Origin of the sequence: Mesorhizobium sp. M1050 (assembly GCF_040318715.1) — a bacterium.
GTDB lineage: Bacteria > Pseudomonadota > Alphaproteobacteria > Rhizobiales > Rhizobiaceae > Mesorhizobium.
The window spans coordinates 71,550-88,460 of sequence record NZ_JAMYMV010000019.1; the positions used below are offsets into that span (position 1 = coordinate 71,550).

Consider the following 16,911-nt stretch of genomic DNA (forward strand, 5'->3'; position numbering starts at 1 on the left):
GCGGCGGGTCGATTCCGGCCAGTGGCGACCTGTCGCCATTGACAAGCCATCTTTGCTCATCCACCTCATGCCCGGACTTTAGCGCATCGCCCGGGGCGCCCTCTGTCGTCCAAGGGGACGTTCGGCGCTCCAGAGACAAAAGGCTGGCCGGCATGACCGGATATTTTTCCTCTCCTTTCCCTCGCCGCACCTCGGTCGGCGTCGATGTCGGCGGCGTGGTCGTCGGCGGCGGAGCGCCCATTGTCGTGCAGTCGATGACCAATACCGATACGGCCGATATCGACCGGACAGTTGCGCAAGTTGCAGCACTTCACCGGGCGGGCTCCGAGATCGTGCGCATCACCGTCGATCGCGACGAGAGCGCCGCCGCGGTGCCGCGCATTCATGAGCGGCTTCAGCGGCTTGGCATCGACGTGCCGCTGGTCGGCGATTTCCACTATATCGGCCACAAGCTTTTGGCAGACCATCCGGCCTGCGCCGAAGCGCTGGCCAAATATCGCATCAACCCGGGCAATGTCGGCTTCAAGGACAAGAAGGACCGGCAATTCGGGGCGATCGTCGAGATGGCGATCAGACACGACAAGCCGGTGCGCATCGGCGTCAACTGGGGGTCGCTCGATCAGGAACTGCTGACCCGGCTGATGGATGACAACCAGGACAAGGGATTTCCGCTGACGGCGCAGGAAGTGACGCGCGAGGCGATCGTGCAATCGGCGATCCTGTCGGCCGAGCTGGCGGAAGAGATCGGCCTTGGCCGCGAGAAAATCATCCTGTCGGCCAAGGTCAGCGGCGTGCAGGACCTGATCGCCGTCTATACCGAGCTAGCCACCCGCTCCAACCATGCGCTACATCTCGGCCTCACCGAGGCAGGCATGGGCTCGAAAGGCATCGTGGCTTCGTCGGCTGCCATGGGCATCCTGCTCCAGCAAGGCATCGGGGATACCATCCGCATCTCGCTGACGCCGGAGCCGAACGGCGACCGCACACGCGAGGTGCAGGTGTCGCAGGAATTGCTCCAGACAATGGGGTTCCGGCAGTTCGTGCCGATCGTCGCCGCTTGTCCCGGATGCGGCCGCACGACCTCGACCGTGTTCCAGGAACTCGCCCAGAACATACAGGCGGATCTGCGGAAAAACATGCCGGTGTGGCGCGAAAAATATCCTAGCGTCGAGAACCTCAAGGTCGCGGTGATGGGTTGTATCGTCAACGGCCCGGGCGAATCCAAGCATGCCGACATTGGCATTTCGCTGCCCGGCACCGGCGAGACGCCGACAGCGCCTGTCTTCATCGACGGCAAGAAGGCGGCGACGTTGCGCGGGCCCTCGATCGCTGCGGATTTCGAGAAAATGGTCGCCGACTATATCGAGCAACGGTTCGGCCGCGGCAAGGCCGCGGCCGAGTGAGCCCATGCCGAAACTCTACTCCGGCGGCCACCTGAAGGCGTCTGCTGCGCTTCCGGTGCTCACGGACCAAATGTCCGCTGCGCGCGTCGCCGGGGCGACCACGAAGCCACCATCACCTGGCTCGCCGGAGCGACTTTCGGCACGGGCTCAGCGCTCGATGCAGCGTTTCCTCGGGGCTACGTTGGTTCTGCTTTGCGCCTTGGGTTGGTCGACGCTGGTTCAGGCGGATCCGCCGCAATCGGCCAAGCAACGGCTGATAGGCGAGGTCTGCAACCTGATCCAGGCGCATGCCGACCAGAATGGTCTGCCCAGGGATTTCTTCGCCCGGCTGATCTGGAAGGAAAGCCGTTTCGATCCCAACGCCGTCAGCCCGGTTGGCGCCGAAGGCATCGCCCAGTTCATGCCGGGCACCGCCAAGATGCGCGGGCTGGCCAATTCCTTCGACATCAACCAGGCGATCCCGGCATCGGCGAAATATCTCGCCGAAATGAAAACCGGCTACGGCAATCTCGGGCTGGCGGCTGCCGCCTACAATGCCGGCGAAAGCCGGGTGTCGCGCTGGCTCAGCTCCGGCGGCTTCCTACCGATGGAGACCGAAAGCTATGTCTTCGACATCATGGGCGAGCCGGCCGACAAGTTCACCGACCGGGCCTATGCCGGAAAGATCGAGCCGCTCGACGCAAAGGCGGACTTTGACTACGCCTGCCGTAGGCTACCGGTGATCATGTCGCAGACGGTGGCGATGGCCTCGATCAACATAAAACCGTGGGGCATCCAGGTGGCCGGCAACTTCCGCCGCAGTGCCGCGATCAACCAGTGGCTGCGGGTAAGAAGCCGGTTCCCGGCCCTGCTCAGCGGGCATGATCCGGTGGTCAGCCGGGTGCGCACCCCGATCGGCCGGCGCGGCATCTACGCGGTCAGGATCGGTGTCGATGACCGTGCGGCCGCCAATGTCATCTGCCAGAAATTGCAAAGCATCGGCGGGGCGTGCGTGGTGGTTCGCAACCGGTAGCGACAAATGCGACGAATTTATTTCGAGCTCTCGTCGCGCGCCCATTCGGTTGAGCAATGGCTCGGCAGTTGGCAAGGAGATCCTTATGTTGCGACCTCGCCGGAAATCATCCCGGTCGGCCGACTGCGTTGATCCTGCAAGCCAGTACCAAGGCCTGCCTCAAGCAATCTTAGCTGCCACCGTCTCGCTGAGCCAGGTACCGATCTTGGTGCCGAGGCGGTCGGGTGAAACCGGCTTCGGCAGATAGTCGTCCATTCCGGCTTCGATGCACTTGTCGCGATCGCCCTTCAGCGCATGCGCGGTGACGCCGATGATCGGTATGTGGGTGCCCGTCGACATCTCTATCGTCCGGATGGCGCGGGTTGCTTCGTAGCCGTTCATTTCCGGCATCGAGACGTCCATCAGGATCAGCTTGGGGCGCAGCGCCCTGTACATCTCGACCGCCGTGCGGCCGTTGCCGGCGATGCGGTAGCTGAGCCCAAGGCCGTTGAGGATCTGGCCGAATACCAACTGGTTCACGTCATTGTCCTCGGCAATGAGGATGTCGATCGGTCCATTCGGCGTGGCCGATTCCGGCACCACCGCGACCGGCATCGCCGGGCCGCGGATGACAGTGAAGGCAGGTGGTGCCGCCGGGGGAGCCGGCACGATCGGTTCGCGGACGAACTGCGCCTTGCCGACCTGCGAGCGGGCCCTCTGGACGACCGAGATAACGGTGCCGAGCAGGACCGCGGAGCGGGCCGGCTTGGTCAGGTGCGCGGCGATGCCGAAGTCGATGATCATCTTGCCGAAATCGACCTGGTCGACCGAGGTCAGCAACACCACCGGGATGGAGGACAGCCTGCTGTCCAAGGCGATGGCTCTGGCGACGTCGGCGCCGTTCATGCCCGGCATCTGGTAGTCGAGGATGATGCAGTCGACGGCGGCGCCCAACTGAAAGGCGCGATCGAGGAAGGCCAGGCCTACGGCGCCGCTTTCGGCGGCGGCACAATCGAAGCTCCAGCTTCTGAGCTGCTCGAGCAAGATTTCGCGGTTGACCGGATTGTCGTCGATGACCAGCACGCGCGCGCCGGTGACGTCGACCGGCACGATCTCGTCGCGAGCCCCGGCCTGATGCGCCGGCAGTGGCACCGCGAACCAGAACACCGAGCCGCGGCCGATCTCGCTCTCGACGCCGATCTTGCCTGCCATCAGGTCGACGAGGCGGGCGGCGATGGCAAGGCCAAGGCCGGTCCCCTCGTGGCGGCGGGTCGATGATCCGTCGACCTGGGCGAATTTTTCGAACACGTTCTGCAGTTTCTCGGCTGGTATGCCGATGCCGGTGTCCTCGACGCGAACCTTGAGCTGGACCACGTCGTTGACGATCTCGCCGCCGACATCGATCAGCACGTGACCCTTTTCGGTGAACTTCACCGCGTTGCCGAGCAGGTTTGTGACGATCTGCCGGAACCGGCCGGCGTCGCCGACGACATGGGCCGGCAGCCGCGGGTCGACACGCACGATCAGTTCGAGGTTCTTTTCGGCGACGCGCGCCGAGACCAGCGTCGCCACATCCTCGACCGCCTCGGAGAGACGGAAGGGAGCGGGGTCGAGGGTGAGTTGCCCGGCATTGATCTTCGAGAAATCGAGGATATCGTTGATGATGGTGAGCAGTGCATTGCCGGATTTGACGATGACGTCGGTGAAGGTCTTTTGGCGCGCCGTCAGGTCGGTCTTGGCCAGCAGTTCAGCCATACCGAGCACACCGTTCATCGGCGTACGGATTTCATGGCTCATATTGGCCAGGAATTCCGACTTGGCGCGGTCGGCGGCCTCGGCCTTGAACAGGGATTCTGCGGATTCGGCAAAGGCGCGGCGGATTGCCACTTCCATCGGGCGGAAAATCCAGAAGGCGACGATGGCAAGGGCCGCGAACAGGATGGCGCTTGCCCACAGCAGCAGCCTGTCGCTGGAGGCGTCTGCCAGATGGCGTTCATCATCCATTGCGGTGCGGACGCGGACCAGCATGGGCTGGGCGAACAGGTCGTTCTGGTTGCGGATTTCGCGATAGCTCCACTCATCGACTTTCTGCGCCACCGACATCAGGTTGAAGTTGCGCACCATGTCGCGCGGCGACCAGAACAGGTCGCCATTGACGGAAGCCGATTGGAGCTCGTTGGCAGTCTTGGTCGACAGCCGCGGCTTGATCGCCGCAAGCTGCGCGGTCAGCGACTCGATCTCGCCGGTCAGGCGTTCCGAATGGCCGCGCGCCGATGAGGTCAGCGCATCGCGTGTCTCCGCCCGCCAGGCGGTGCCGGTCGTCTCGGCAAAGCTGGTCGCGTTGCGCAGGTCGCGGGTGAAGACGACGAGATTGCTGCTCAGCGCATCGATGTCACGGCGAAAGGAATTGACACGATCAAGCGCAACCACGATTGCCACGGAAGCCAGCGCGAAGATCAGCAACCCTGAAATATAGCGAACCCGGACTGACCGGATGAAGGACGAATATTCCGGCATGCGCAACCCCAACACATACGCACCATTTTAATGATCGGGATTACGCTTCATTTACATTAAAATTTCGTGTGGATAGCCGAGCCGCGCGAACAGCCGGATGGATGACAGCTTTTGACCTGACAATCCTTGCGCAACGAAAGCCTGTCGCGTCTGAACGGATTCAGACGATCCGCTTCAGGTCTTCGTTTTGATGCATGTCGTTCTCGCAAAACCGAGCAGACTTTTGAGCGACATGCATCAGGCTGCCGTCACGACGAGGGCGCGGATGCGGCCACTCACCGGACCTTCCCCGAACCGTTTCCCCATGGCATTTGCAACGTGTCGCGTCGCCTCCTCCAGCGAGCCGCCGCGCGCCTCGATCTCGGCACGCAGGAGTGTGCCCTGGCAATAGGCCGCGGCCGCTTCATACGGCGACGGAGCGGCACTCACGGCACCCAGAGCCTCGATGCTGACATCGTGGAAGCCTGCCGCATGCACGTCGGCGCGGATGGCGTCCGCATTGTGATAGCCGTGCGGCGTTCTCGCCAAGAAGCGAGGCGGATCGGCGGGGAAGAGAGTGCCGAGCGCTCGCGTCACTTCTTCGGCGAACTCGTTCTCTTCGATGGCGCTCCAGACGTTGAACACGAAATGCCCGCCCGGCCGCATCACCCGCCGGGCTTGTCCATAGGCGGCCACCCGATCGGGGAAGAACATCGCGCCAAATTGGCAGACCACGGCGTCGAACCATGCGTTCTCGAAGGGCAGCGCCTGGGCGTCGGCCTGTTGCCAGGTGATACGAGGATCGTCCGCCATCCGCGTGCGCGCGTGGTCGAGCATGGGCTGGTTAAGGTCGGTCGCAATTATGCGTGTCGGCGCCGGCAGCTTTGCTGCGAGTGCACGTGTCACCACACCGGTGCCTGCCGCCACTTCGAGCACCGATTGTGGTTCGAGCTTGGCCACCCGCTCCGCCAGATCCCGAGCATAGGGCTCGAAGATCAGCGGCACCATTGCCCGGTCGTAGACTTCGGGAATGGAACCGGCGAACAGCGTGTCGGTTGTCGACATGGCATCTCTCCAACTGTGTCCGCACCGCGTCGTGGCCGTGTGGATGGCAAAGCCGTACCGATCCTCTGCTTCGACAGGCTTCCGCTCAAGTTCTATTTCTGAAACGGGCGGCAGAGGATGACCGTCCTTCAATCAGCCCGATGTCCTGGGTTTGCCCCAACCTCAACTGTTCCGCGCCGCCACGAACGTCGCCGCTTCCCTCAGAAGCTTGGCGCCGTCGCCATAGGGCTCAAGCAGTGCATGGGCCTGTTCGACGAGGCCGTGAAGCTGGCTGCGTGCCCAATTCGCACCGTGCAGCGCCACCAGCGTCGCCTTGCCGGCGGCGGCGTCCTTGCCGGTCGCCTTGCCCATCTGGCTGGCATCGGCGGTCAGGTCGAGCAGGTCGTCGGCGAGCTGGAAGGCAAGTCCAATCGCGGAGCCGAATTCGGCCAGCCGCTCACGGTCCTCGGCGGGAGCGCCGGCAATGAGTGCACCGGCCTCGCAGGCAAAGCGGATCAGCGCGCCGGTCTTCATCGCCTGCAGCCGGATGATGCCGGCCTCGTCCGGCGGTGTCTGTTCAGCTTCGAGGTCGAGCTTCTGGCCACCGACCATGCCGCCAGCCCCGGCCCCGCGGGCCAACGCGAGCACCAGTGCTATCCGCCGCTCCGCCGGCAGAGCGGTCGCTTCGCCGGCGATGATGTCGAAGGCAAGCGTCAGCAAGGCGTCGCCAGCCAGGATGGCGGTTGCCTCGTCGAAGGCCTTGTGCACCGTCGGCTGGCCACGCCGTAGATCATCGTCGTCCATGGCCGGCAAATCGTCGTGGATCAGCGAATAGCAATGCACGCATTCAAGCGCTGCCGCAACGCGCAGTGCAGCCTCGCCGTCAGCGGAAAAAAGTGCCGCACTTTCCATCACCAGGAAAGGGCGCAAACGCTTGCCACCATTCAGCACGCCGTGGCGCATCGCCGCCATCAAGCGCTCAGGCCGGGCGATCTCGCCCGAAAGCGCGCGGTCGTCGAGCAACCGCCGCAGCAGCACCTCGACGGCGGCTGCCCGCCTGATGAGCGCCATTTCGAACGCCATTTCGTCGTCACTCGTCATGGTCGGGACCGGTAGCCGACACTCAGACGTTGCGCAAGAAGCCAAGCGCCATTATGCCGGGGGCAGGGAGAGCACGGGTTGGGCGGCTTGGCAGAACCGATCGTCGATCATGAAACCGAAAAGCTGGACATGGCGACGAGATCGCGAGGCGTGAACCGCCGCAGTCTCAAACGCTGGGTCCGGCGCGGTATCACCGTGGCCGCGGTGCTGGCGCTTATTCCAACGCTGCTGACGGTCCTGTACCTGCCGTCGTTCGTGCATCCGGTCTCGATGCTGATGTTTAAGGACCTGGCGACATTCTCGGGCTATGAGCGCCGCTGGGCGTCGATCGACGACGTGGCGCCGGTGCTGGCCAATTCCGTCATCATGTCGGAGGATGGGCAGTTCTGCTTCCATCGCGGTGTCGATCTCGGCGAATTGCGGGGCGTCGTCGACGACGCGCTGGCTGGCGAGGCAACGCGCGGCGCTTCGACCATTACCATGCAGACGGTGAAGAACCTCTTCCTCTGGTCGCGGCCGCTGGGTTCGGTGCGCAAAGTGTTCGAGCTGCCGCTGGCCGTCTATTTCGACGCAGTGATGTCGAAACGGCGCATCATGGAAATCTATCTCAACATCGCCGAATGGGGGCCGGGCATCTACGGTATCGAGGCCGCGGCACAGCATCATTTTGGCGTTTCGGCAAAACAGCTGTCGCGGCGGCAGGCCGCACTGCTCGCCGTCTCCTTGCCCAATCCGATTGCCCGCAACCCGGCCAAACCCGGACCGGGCCTGAGAAGGCTTGCCAATTTGATCGAGCGGCGCGCCGGCCGCTCCGGCGCCTATGTCGGTTGCCTCCGCTAGCCAACTCAAAAAAATTCGCTCCAGTGCTGGCCAAAACGGCACAGGGCGTGTATAGGCACCCGACTTTCTCAGATTCCGGCCCCGACATGGCCCTTTCACGAGGGCAGGCGGGGCTTTTTGACCATGTAGTGGAGCATATCCATGGCCGTTCCGAAACGAAAAACCTCTCCGTCCAAGCGCGGCATGCGCCGCTCGGCAGACGCACTCAAGGCCCCGACCTATGTCGAGGACAAGAATTCCGGCGAAATGCGCCGTCCGCACCACATCGACCTGAAGACCGGCATGTATCGCGGTCGCCAGGTGTTGACGCCCAAGGAAAGCTGAGACCAGCTTTTTCGAAGTTTTGAATTAAAAAAGGACCGGCCAGTGGCCGGTCCTTTTTTGCGTTTGGCGGCCGGGAGCGCGCATTGCGAAGCGTGGACGGCAATCGCCGAGATACTCCAGACGGGGAACCGGCTGACATGCTTGTTGCGTGCGGTCTTCGACCGTGTTCGGCGCTGCCACCGAAACATCTTGACGGCGTGCCTGTGGCGCATTCTACAAGGATTGCCCCCACATGGAGACGCCAGATGTTCGGTGCCATTCCGCTGCTGATCGTGCCTTTCGTGCTCTACAACCTCGGACTTCTGGGAATATTCGGCAGCGGTGACGATCCGTGGGCGACCGAGGTCTTCTCCTTCAGCATGATGTCGGGCGGAGTGTTCTCGATGACGCTGGGCGACCTGATGGTGCTGCTCGGGCTGATCTTCCTTTTCCTAGAAATGGCGAAGTCGGCGCGCACGACCAATGCCTCGATCATGGACCACCTTCTGTCGACGCTGGTCTTCGTGGCCTTCCTGGTCGAATTCCTGCTGGTGAAGGGCGCCGCCCATTCCGTCTTCTTCACGCTGATGGTCATCGCGCTGTTCGATGTGCTGGCCGGATTCGCGGTGTCGATGCGGTCAGCGAGCCGGGATATCAACTTGAATTAGGCCGCATTGACATTCGGGTAATGCCGGCCTGACCTGAATCTCAACGCCGCCTCGCTTCAATGTCGAAGGATGCTCAGCCCGGATCGGCGGTGAAACCGGCTGCCTCGATGCCGGCGATCGCCGCGGCCTCGTCATTGTCCGACGTGTCGCCGGAAATGCCGACGGCGCCGATGATGGCACCGGCCTTGTCGCGGATCAGCACGCCGCCCACCACCGGTAGCACGCGCCCGCCCGAGACGTCCGAGATGCCGGCGACGAGATGCGGGCGCTCCTTGGCGAAGGCCTCGACTTTGCGCGAGCCCATGCCGATGGCGAGCGCGCCATAGGCCTTGCCGGCCGACATTTGCGGGCGCAGAAACGAGGCGCCGTCCTGGCGTTGGAAGGCGACCAGATGTCCGCCGGCATCAAGTACCGAGACGCCGAGCGGCTTGAGCTTGAGATCGGCGCCCTTGGCAAAGGCGGCGTCGATGATTTGCCTGGCTTTTTCGAGCGGCAGTGCGGTCATGGCAGTCTCCAGTTTGAAACGCGTCATTGAACGTCAGCGGGCGAGATAACATCCCCGTTTCGGTTGAAATTGCTTCGTGCAAAAAAGGCGGAAGGGAAGCGGCTTTCACCGACACCATCCGGACAGGCGTAGCGTTTGGGGTTCCGGGCGTGGCTGCTATTTTTTCTTGGCGCGGGCCGGTTTCTTGACGGGCGCCGCCGGCGCATTGGCAAGATCTTCTGCCTCCTTGGCAAGGCGGAGCGCCCGCAGCTTATTGGTCTTGGCCTGGCGGGCGTCGCTCTCGGCGACGTATTCGGCCATCGCCTTCTGGCGCACGGTTACCGCCTCTTCCTGCTTCTTGAAACGCAGGTCGGCGCGCGCGCGGGCAGCATCCCGAGGGTTCTCAACCAAGAGCTTTATCCAATCCCGTGACTGTTAATTTTCCGCCTATTGTAGCAGAGCCGGCTCGAAAACGGGAAAATAAGTTGGTCAAGCGGCCGGGCTGACGGCGAGCGCCTTGCTGGCAACCACCGCCTCATAGGCGGCCTGCAAGGTCGCGCGGACAGAAGGACCAGAAGCTGTATCGAGCGGCATGCCGAGATGTTCGTGGCGCAACTCGTCCATGAACTTGTCCCACATCGGCTGTCCGCCCTTTTCCAGCAGTTCGGCACGGATCGAGAGTTCTTCACTGACCGGCAGCCAGACGCGGCCCCAGGCACCGAGATGGGCAAGGATCGGCACCAGCGTGATTGCCATCTCGGCCAGGCTGTAGATGGCCTTCTGCTTGTGCGAAGGGTCGTCGGCCTTGGTCAGCATACCCAATTCCATCAGGCGCTTCAGCCGGTCGGCGAGTATGTTGGAAGCGATGCCTTCCATCGACCCGTTGAGCAACTCGCGAAAATGGCGTCTGCCGCCAAAGATCATGTCGCGAAGGATGATCAGGCTCCAGCGGTCGCCGAACACTTCCAGCGACAGGTTGATCGGGCATCCGGATCGGCGATCAATGCTCATAGGATATTTTCTCCATAACCGGTTGCAATATCGTATCGGTTTAATTATCGTTCAACCGATTGCAAAACGCAATCAGTATTATGGAGTAGGAGATCGCGCCGTGACGTCCATCGAACGACCCGAGATCATATCCGAAGCCTTTGGCGATCCGGCGAACCCGCCGCTGTTGCTGATCACGGGCGCGATGGCCTCCATGCTGTGGTGGCCGGAGCAGCTGTGCCGGAAGCTGGCCTACTCCGGCCTGTTCGTGATCCGCTATGACAATCGCGATACCGGCCGTTCGACCAAATATCGACCGGGCGAGCCGCCCTACAGTTTCGACGACATGGCGGACGATGCGATGCAGGTTCTCGACGAGCGCGGCATCGACAAGGCGCATGTCGCCGGCATGTCGATGGGCGGCATGATCGCCCAGCTTGTGGCGCTCAAGCATCCGTCCCGCGTCGCATCGCTGACCGTGATCAGCAGCTCGCCGCTCGGGCTCGACACGTCGCATCTGCCGCAAACCAGTGATGCCTATTCCGAGCATTCAGCCGAGCGAGCCAAGGTCGATTGGTCGGACCGTGACCAGGTCGTCGATTTCATCGTCAGGGGTGCGCGGGCGATCGCCAGCACCGCTCACCCATTCGACGAGATTCGGACGAGAGCGTTCGTCGAGCAGGATTACGACCGTTCCGGCGGCTATCTGAGCGCGACCAACCATTTCATGCTCGGGGGTGGCGATGCATGGAAGGGTCGGCTGCACGAGATGATGGCGCCGTTGCTGGTGATTCATGGCACGGCGGATCCGATCTTCCCGGTGCAGCATGGCGAGGCGCTGGCCAAGGCTGTGCCCGGCGCGAAAATCATTCGCATCGAAGGCGGCGGCCATGAGCTGCATCCGGACGACTGGACGGAGATATCCGCAGCCATCGTCGCTCACATCCAGGCCAATTAATCGGCGAGTCTTGACGGATGAGTAAATGCTTCATTGTTTACCCTTGGCAAACAGAACAGCGCCAGCCATCGACAAACCACGAGACAGGCGAGCAACAGATGTCCCTCACGCTTCATTTCCATCCGCTGGCCTCCTTCTGCTGGAAACCGTTGATCGCGCTCTATGAGAACGCCACGCCGTTCTCGCCGGTCATTGTTGATCTCGGCGATGCCGAGTCGCGCGCGGCCTTCCTGAGGATTTCGCCGACCGGCAAGATGCCGGCGCTGCGCGACGATGCGCGCGACCGCACGGTGCTGGAATCGACCATCGTCGTCGAATATCTGGCCGCACACTATCCGGGGCCGGTCGACCTCTTTCCAGCCGACGTCGACCTGGCGCTGGCAGTCCGCCAGGCCGACCGCTTTTATGATTTTTATGTGCAGGAGCCTATGCAGAAGATCGTCGGCGACCGGTTGCGGCCGCAGGACAAGACCGATCCGTTCGGCGTCGAGCAGGCTCGCGCTCAGCTGCGCAACTCCTACGCCATCATCGAAGAGGACATGCGCTCGAAGAGCTGGGCGATGGGCGACGCCTTCACCATGGCCGATTGCGCGGCCTCCCCCGCGCTGTTCTATGCCAACAAGGTCGAGCCGTTCGGCGACAACTACCCGGCCGTGAAGCGCTATCACGACCGGCTGCTGCAGCGGCCATCGTTCGCCCGGGTGATCGAGGAGGCCCAGCCCTACTTCAAGTTCTTCCCCTACAACAACGGCTGATCGCGATGTGCACGATCCCGCCCAGCTCGGCTGGATGGTCCAGGCACTCGCCGACCCGGCGCGGCGGAAGATGGTCGATCGGCTGTCGCGCGGGCCTGCTTCGGTCAGCCACCTGCCGCGAGCTGGTCAGTTTTCCCAGAACTGATCGAGCCAGATGTTGAGTTTGAGGAAGCCGGTATTGCTCACGGCATAGACGCGTCTTGTCCCTTCCGGCTTGGCATTGACCAGGCCGGCATCGAGCAGCACTTTCAGATGTTGCGACACGGCTGGACGTGAGACCGGCAAGCCGGCAGCCAGTTCGGTGACGGTTTTGGGGCCGCGGCGAAGTTCTTCCAGAAGATGGCGCCGGTTGGGATCGGCAATCGCCATGAAGGCGTCGGAAAACATCATGCCTTATTTGTGGGGCAAAGCCTTTCGAATCTCAACCGTCTGCTTCTGCTTTTCTTCTGGGATCAAGCCGCAATGCTTCCGGCGTCACCGAACGATCGGCCGGCTGCGTCTTGAAGGCGTCACGATCGCCGATCGGCACCGGGGCGCGGCGGCTGATGCGCAGCAGCGTATAGCCAGCCAGGCAGAGATGCGCGAAGGCGGTCGCCAGGAACAGCCCTTCCGGGCGCATCCAGCCCATCAGGGCCGCTGCCAGCAAGGGTCCGATCATCGTGCCGAAGCCGTAGAGCAGCAACAGGCCGCCCGACACCTTGACGAAATCCTCCGAGCGCGCGTGATCGTTGGCATGCGCCACGGCGATCGAATAGAGCGTATAGGCGAAGGCACCGTAGGCTGCGGTGAAGACGATGACGAAGACGCCGGAGCGTGGCTCGAACAGGAAGATCATGAGCGCGAACAAAGCCGCGCCGAAAGCCGCCCCCGCCAGCACGAAACGCCTGTCGGTCTTGTCGGACAGGCGTCCGGCCGGAAGCTGCATGGCGGCACCGGCGACGACCACGAGGCTCATCATCAGGGCGATCTCGGCGGTGGAGATGCTGATGCGGGCGCCATAGACCGCGCCCAGCGTGCCCCAGGCGCCGTTGGCGATGCCGATCAACACGCATGCGACCGCCGAAACCGGCGAGTTGACATAAAGGCCTTTGACGTCGAGCGAGACATCCTGCAGCGGCTTGGGGTGGGAGGCGCTCGAAACCGCGGTCGGAATGAGCGACAGGCAAAACAGGATGCCGGTGATCATGAACAGCGACGCCGATTTCACGTCGCCGCCGGCGACGATCATCTGCCCGCCCATGATCGAGGCATAGGTGACCATCATGTAGAGGCCGAAGACGGTGCCGCGGTTCTCGTTGCTGGCCTTCTCGTTCAGCCAGCTTTCGATGACCATGAAGGCGCCGGCCATGGTGAAGCCGGTGAAGGCGCGCAGCAGGATCCAGACATATTCGTCGATGATCAGGCCGGTGAGCAGCGCCACGATGGCGCCCGACGCGGCAAAGGCGCCGAAGGCGCGCACGTGGCCTGCGCGGCGCACGATGCGCGGCGCAAAGAAGCAGCCGGTGACGAAGCCGCCGGCCCAGGCCGTGCCCATCAGGCCGAGCGACGCTGTCGAGAAGCCTTCCAACTGACCGCGCAGGGGTAGCAGCAGCCCATGCAATCCGGACGCCGCCAGCAGGAAGGCGGTGCCGCGAAGCAGAGAGAGGATCGGGCGGTAGGTTGCGAACATTGTTTGATCCGGCTCGTGTTTGACAGGGCGCTGGGTCTGCGAGACAGCCGCATTCGGGCTTTTCGGCGGCGGACCTTCGCCGGCGCTTCTATCCGCGGCGGAACAGCGCCTCGGCGGCCGATTTGGTGGTGTCCTTGGCCTTGAGCTCGGCCTCCAGCCTGGCGATCTCGTCTCGCAGGATGCCGATGCGTTCCGACAATTCACCGACGGAAAGCAGTGACAGGTCCTGCCCGATCTCGTGCGGGCGCGCCTTCTTGGGTTCGTCGTCGAAGATCGCCATCGTCGCTCCTCCCTGATTTGGCCATTTGCCTGATTTGGCAATCAGCATACATAGGGCAGGGGCGTCGATGCAAACAGCCGATCGGATAACGGCGAGGAAAGACGGGAAATCTCATGGCGAGCGGACAGAAAATTCCCGCAAGAATGACGGCCATTGCGATCTCGGAGCCGGGTGGCCCAAGGGTGCTGAAGCCGGAAACGCGCGACGTGCCGCAGCCCGGTCCCGGCGAGATACTGATCAAGGTGCATGCCGCCGGCGTCAACCGGCCCGATATCCAGCAGCGCAAGGGCGCCTATCCGCCGCCGCCCGGCGCGTCGGACCTGCCGGGCCTCGAGGCGTCGGGCGAAGTGGCGGCCGTTGGCGACGACACATCGCGCTGGCGCATTGGTGACCGCGTCTGCGCGCTCACACCTGGTGGCGCCTATGCCGAATATGTCAAGGTTCATGCCGGCAGCGTGCTGCCGCTGCCGGCCGGCTTCACCCACACCGAAGCGGCGGCAGTGCCAGAAAATTATTTTACCGTCTGGCACAATGTGTTCGAGCGTGGCGGTCTGAAGCGCGGCGAGACGCTGCTCGTCCATGGCGGCTCCTCCGGCATAGGCACCACGGCAATCCAGCTTGCCTCGGCCTTCGGCGCCAATGTCATCACCACCGCCGGCAGCAAGGAGAAATGCGATGCCTGCATGAAGCTCGGCGCCGATCGCGCGATCAACTATCGCGAGGAGGACTTCGTCGCCGCGGTGAAAGAGGCGACGGACGGCAAGGGCGCCAATGTCATCCTCGACATGGTCGGCGGCGACTATGTGGCGCGCAACTACGAAGCCGCGGCGGTCGAAGGCCGTATCGTCCAGATTGCCGTGCAGGCCGGCGCGGTGGCGAGCGCCGATTTCTCGAAGATCATGGTCAAACGGCTCGTCCACACCGGCTCGACGCTGAGGCCTCGCACCGTCGAGTTCAAGGCGGCGATCGCGGCGGCACTGGAAGCGCAGGTGTGGCCACTGCTCGGTACGCGCAAGATCGCTCCCGTGATGGACATGATCTTCCCGCTCAGCGAAGCCTGGCGGGCTCATGAGCGCATGGAGGACGGCGAGAATATCGGCAAGATCGTGCTCGACGTCGGCTAGGCCGGGATCACTTGAATCCGGATTTGTCCTGGGCGTGCGCCTCACTGCCTACAAGATGAACAGTTGTTTAATGCTGCAATGCACCATTTGCATCATTGCTATGCAAAATCGGCCATTCAAGTCCTCATCGATGATGCCTATTTGAGCATCATCAAAACGAACACTGATTTGGAGGACTACCATGAACCCGATCCGCGCTTACCGTAACTGGCGTATGTACACCGAGACCGTCCGCGAACTGAATCGCCTCAACGCACGTCAGCTCAGCGACCTCGGCATCAACCGAGGCGACATCGAAAAGATCGCCCGCAGGGCCATCTAACGTCGAGCGTGACCTGCGAAGGTCACGCCTGGCAAGCCAGAGCCGCATCAGACGGGTTTTCCGTCGCGGTTCCGAGCCCGCTGGACGCAGTCCGGCGGGTTTTGTCGTTTTGGGCGCAGTTTCGCTCGCGGCAATGGCGGGAGCGCCATCCAGTCATTGCTTCCAAAAACATTGCGAAACAACAATGGAACGGTTATACAGGCCGCGAATTTCCCATTTTGGTGGCTCTAAACCACCGCCCGCGCGGGAACGCGGGCGAACGAGAAGGATTTTTAAATGGCCAATACGCTGCTGATGCCCAAGGCGACCGCCGTCTGGCTGGTCGATAACACCGCGCTTTCCTTCGAGCAGATCGCGCAGTTCTGCGGGCTGCATCCGCTCGAGGTCAAGGCGATCGCCGACGGCGAATCGGCGCAAGGCATCAAGGGCATGGATCCGATCATGACCGGCCAGCTGACCCGCGACGAGATCGCACGCGCCGAGAAAGACCCGAACCAGCGCCTCAAGCTTTCGGATCCCAAGGTGCGGGTGCCCGAATCCAAGCGCAAGGGTCCGCGCTACACGCCGCTTTCGAAGCGCCAGGACCGGCCAAATGCCATTCTCTGGCTGGTGCGCAACCATCCCGAGCTCAAGGACGCGCAAATCTCGCGCCTCGTCGGCACCACCAAGTCGACGATCGAGCAGATCCGCGAGCGCAAGCACTGGAACTCGGCCAATCTGCAGCCGATGGACCCGGTGACGCTGGGCCTCGCCTCGCAGATCGACCTCGACATGGAAGTCAATCGCGCCTCGCGCGGTCGCGAGCAGGCGCAGCCGGCCGGTGACACGCTGCTGCCGGCGGCCTTGACCGAGCGGCTGGTGCCGGCTCCCGAGAAGCCGAAGGACGAGGATGCCGAACTCGATGCCAACGCCGTGTTCGCCAAGCTCTCGGCCTTGAAGTCGAAGAAAACCGACAACGACGACGAGGAGTGAGATTTCGACACTCTCGGCAAAAAAGCCCGCTTTCAAGCGGGCTTTTTTGTTGCGTGCGCCGGGCCTCAGCTCCGCGCGGAGCGGTCCGGCGCCATGCCATAATCCTCGCTGCGCTCGACCGCCCGGTAGAAGTCGGCAAGCTGCTTGCCGCGCTCCGGCTTGAAGATGCGGCCGGCGATGATCACCGATGCGATACGATCGATGCGGAATGCGCGGAAGTCGTCGCGCATCTCGCACCAGGCGACCAGCGTCCACACCTTGCCCCAGAACCACAGGCCGAGCGGACGGATATCGCGGGCCGTGCCGCGGCCTGCCTCGTCCGAATAGTCGATGGTCAGCACCTGGCGCTTTTCGACCGCACGCTCGATCAGGTCGATCGCCTCACGCGCGGCGTCGCTGACCACCTACATCGGCGTGTGGCTGTGTGGTCGGTGTTGTTTTAACAACTTCGAGCCACGGCTGGAGGGGCGAGTGGCGGTGGGCCTGCGTGTGTGTGATTGAAAGAGTGGGG

General features: G+C 63.0%; 18 protein-coding genes and 2 pseudogenes. 10 read left to right on the forward strand and 10 right to left on the reverse strand.

Annotation, left to right across the window (positions count from 1 at the left end; all coding sequences use genetic code 11):
• Positions 1 to 152: 152 nt before the first annotated feature.
• Positions 153 to 1,403 (forward strand): flavodoxin-dependent (E)-4-hydroxy-3-methylbut-2-enyl-diphosphate synthase, encoded by a 1,251-nt coding sequence (gene ispG, locus NKH57_RS13570; protein ID WP_352944754.1) that lies wholly within the window; start codon positions 153 to 155, stop codon positions 1,401 to 1,403.
• 157 nt (positions 1,404 to 1,560) lie between these two features.
• Positions 1,561 to 2,415 carry a transglycosylase SLT domain-containing protein gene (locus NKH57_RS13575; protein ID WP_352944778.1) on the forward strand — a complete coding sequence of 285 codons (855 nt, stop codon included), beginning with the start codon at positions 1,561 to 1,563 and terminating at the stop codon, positions 2,413 to 2,415.
• A gap of 159 nt (positions 2,416 to 2,574) precedes the next feature.
• Here NKH57_RS13575 and NKH57_RS13580 read toward each other — a convergent pair whose 3' ends face one another.
• The 3 genes from NKH57_RS13580 to NKH57_RS13590 all read right to left on the reverse strand — a co-directional run bounded on the left by NKH57_RS13580 (position 2,575) and on the right by NKH57_RS13590 (position 7,035).
• Positions 2,575 to 4,911 (reverse strand): response regulator, encoded by a 2,337-nt coding sequence (locus NKH57_RS13580; protein WP_352944756.1) that lies wholly within the window; start codon positions 4,909 to 4,911, stop codon positions 2,575 to 2,577.
• Positions 4,912 to 5,148: 237 nt separating this feature from the next.
• Positions 5,149 to 5,955 carry a class I SAM-dependent methyltransferase gene (locus NKH57_RS13585; protein WP_352944758.1) on the reverse strand — a complete coding sequence of 269 codons (807 nt, stop codon included), beginning with the start codon at positions 5,953 to 5,955 and terminating at the stop codon, positions 5,149 to 5,151.
• Between the two features lie 162 nt (positions 5,956 to 6,117).
• Positions 6,118 to 7,035, reverse strand: a complete 918-nt coding sequence (locus NKH57_RS13590) for a polyprenyl synthetase family protein (RefSeq protein ID WP_352944760.1) — start codon at positions 7,033 to 7,035, stop codon at positions 6,118 to 6,120.
• 78 nt (positions 7,036 to 7,113) lie between these two features.
• On the opposite strand from NKH57_RS13590, the gene NKH57_RS13595 reads away from it, so the two are divergent.
• The 3 genes from NKH57_RS13595 to NKH57_RS13605 all read left to right on the forward strand — a co-directional run bounded on the left by NKH57_RS13595 (position 7,114) and on the right by NKH57_RS13605 (position 8,846).
• Entirely contained in the window at positions 7,114 to 7,875 is a 762-nt protein-coding gene (locus NKH57_RS13595; RefSeq protein ID WP_352727567.1) for a biosynthetic peptidoglycan transglycosylase, read from the forward strand.
• Positions 7,876 to 8,016: 141 nt separating this feature from the next.
• Entirely contained in the window at positions 8,017 to 8,199 is a 183-nt protein-coding gene (gene rpmF, locus NKH57_RS13600; protein WP_008834724.1) for a 50S ribosomal protein L32, read from the forward strand.
• A gap of 245 nt (positions 8,200 to 8,444) precedes the next feature.
• On the forward strand, positions 8,445 to 8,846 hold the full coding sequence (locus tag NKH57_RS13605; protein WP_352944762.1) for a hypothetical protein: 402 nt from the start codon (positions 8,445 to 8,447) through the stop codon (positions 8,844 to 8,846).
• 73 nt (positions 8,847 to 8,919) lie between these two features.
• Here NKH57_RS13605 and NKH57_RS13610 read toward each other — a convergent pair whose 3' ends face one another.
• The 3 genes from NKH57_RS13610 to NKH57_RS13620 form a co-directional block, all read right to left on the reverse strand.
• Positions 8,920 to 9,351 carry a GlcG/HbpS family heme-binding protein gene (locus NKH57_RS13610; RefSeq protein ID WP_023810947.1) on the reverse strand — a complete coding sequence of 144 codons (432 nt, stop codon included), beginning with the start codon at positions 9,349 to 9,351 and terminating at the stop codon, positions 8,920 to 8,922.
• A 156-nt stretch (positions 9,352 to 9,507) separates the two neighbouring features.
• Entirely contained in the window at positions 9,508 to 9,741 is a 234-nt protein-coding gene (locus NKH57_RS13615) for a hypothetical protein (protein WP_023757438.1), read from the reverse strand.
• A 78-nt stretch (positions 9,742 to 9,819) separates the two neighbouring features.
• Positions 9,820 to 10,341 carry a winged helix-turn-helix transcriptional regulator gene (locus tag NKH57_RS13620; RefSeq protein WP_352944765.1) on the reverse strand — a complete coding sequence of 174 codons (522 nt, stop codon included), beginning with the start codon at positions 10,339 to 10,341 and terminating at the stop codon, positions 9,820 to 9,822.
• Between the two features lie 100 nt (positions 10,342 to 10,441).
• Between NKH57_RS13620 and NKH57_RS13625 the strand changes: the two genes are divergently transcribed.
• Together NKH57_RS13625 and NKH57_RS13630 are read left to right on the forward strand one after the other, a co-directional pair.
• Positions 10,442 to 11,278 carry an alpha/beta fold hydrolase gene (locus NKH57_RS13625; protein WP_352944767.1) on the forward strand — a complete coding sequence of 279 codons (837 nt, stop codon included), beginning with the start codon at positions 10,442 to 10,444 and terminating at the stop codon, positions 11,276 to 11,278.
• A gap of 98 nt (positions 11,279 to 11,376) precedes the next feature.
• Entirely contained in the window at positions 11,377 to 12,033 is a 657-nt protein-coding gene (locus tag NKH57_RS13630) for a glutathione S-transferase family protein (RefSeq protein ID WP_352944769.1), read from the forward strand.
• A 126-nt stretch (positions 12,034 to 12,159) separates the two neighbouring features.
• On the opposite strand, the gene NKH57_RS13640 is transcribed toward NKH57_RS13630, so the two are convergent.
• The 3 genes and pseudogenes from NKH57_RS13640 to NKH57_RS13650 all read right to left on the reverse strand — a co-directional run bounded on the left by NKH57_RS13640 (position 12,160) and on the right by NKH57_RS13650 (position 13,982).
• Positions 12,160 to 12,423, reverse strand: a complete 264-nt coding sequence (locus NKH57_RS13640; RefSeq protein WP_023757434.1) for an ArsR/SmtB family transcription factor — start codon at positions 12,421 to 12,423, stop codon at positions 12,160 to 12,162.
• Between the two features lie 31 nt (positions 12,424 to 12,454).
• A pseudogene (locus tag NKH57_RS13645) lies at positions 12,455 to 13,762 on the reverse strand (MFS transporter); the annotation flags it as partial.
• A gap of 28 nt (positions 13,763 to 13,790) precedes the next feature.
• Positions 13,791 to 13,982, reverse strand: a complete 192-nt coding sequence (locus tag NKH57_RS13650) for a DUF1192 domain-containing protein (RefSeq protein ID WP_023757432.1) — start codon at positions 13,980 to 13,982, stop codon at positions 13,791 to 13,793.
• A gap of 113 nt (positions 13,983 to 14,095) precedes the next feature.
• On the opposite strand from NKH57_RS13650, the gene NKH57_RS13655 reads away from it, so the two are divergent.
• The 3 genes from NKH57_RS13655 to NKH57_RS13665 all read left to right on the forward strand — a co-directional run bounded on the left by NKH57_RS13655 (position 14,096) and on the right by NKH57_RS13665 (position 16,400).
• A complete protein-coding gene (locus NKH57_RS13655) occupies positions 14,096 to 15,106 on the forward strand; it encodes an NAD(P)H-quinone oxidoreductase (protein ID WP_352944771.1) in 1,011 nt (336 codons plus the stop codon).
• A 181-nt stretch (positions 15,107 to 15,287) separates the two neighbouring features.
• Entirely contained in the window at positions 15,288 to 15,428 is a 141-nt protein-coding gene (locus NKH57_RS13660; protein WP_023757429.1) for a DUF1127 domain-containing protein, read from the forward strand.
• Between the two features lie 276 nt (positions 15,429 to 15,704).
• Positions 15,705 to 16,400 carry a DUF1013 domain-containing protein gene (locus tag NKH57_RS13665; protein ID WP_023757428.1) on the forward strand — a complete coding sequence of 232 codons (696 nt, stop codon included), beginning with the start codon at positions 15,705 to 15,707 and terminating at the stop codon, positions 16,398 to 16,400.
• Positions 16,401 to 16,465: 65 nt separating this feature from the next.
• On the opposite strand, the pseudogene NKH57_RS13670 reads toward NKH57_RS13665, so the two are convergent.
• A pseudogene (locus NKH57_RS13670) lies at positions 16,466 to 16,831 on the reverse strand (helix-turn-helix transcriptional regulator); the annotation flags it as partial.
• Between the last annotated feature and the right edge of the window lie 80 nt (positions 16,832 to 16,911).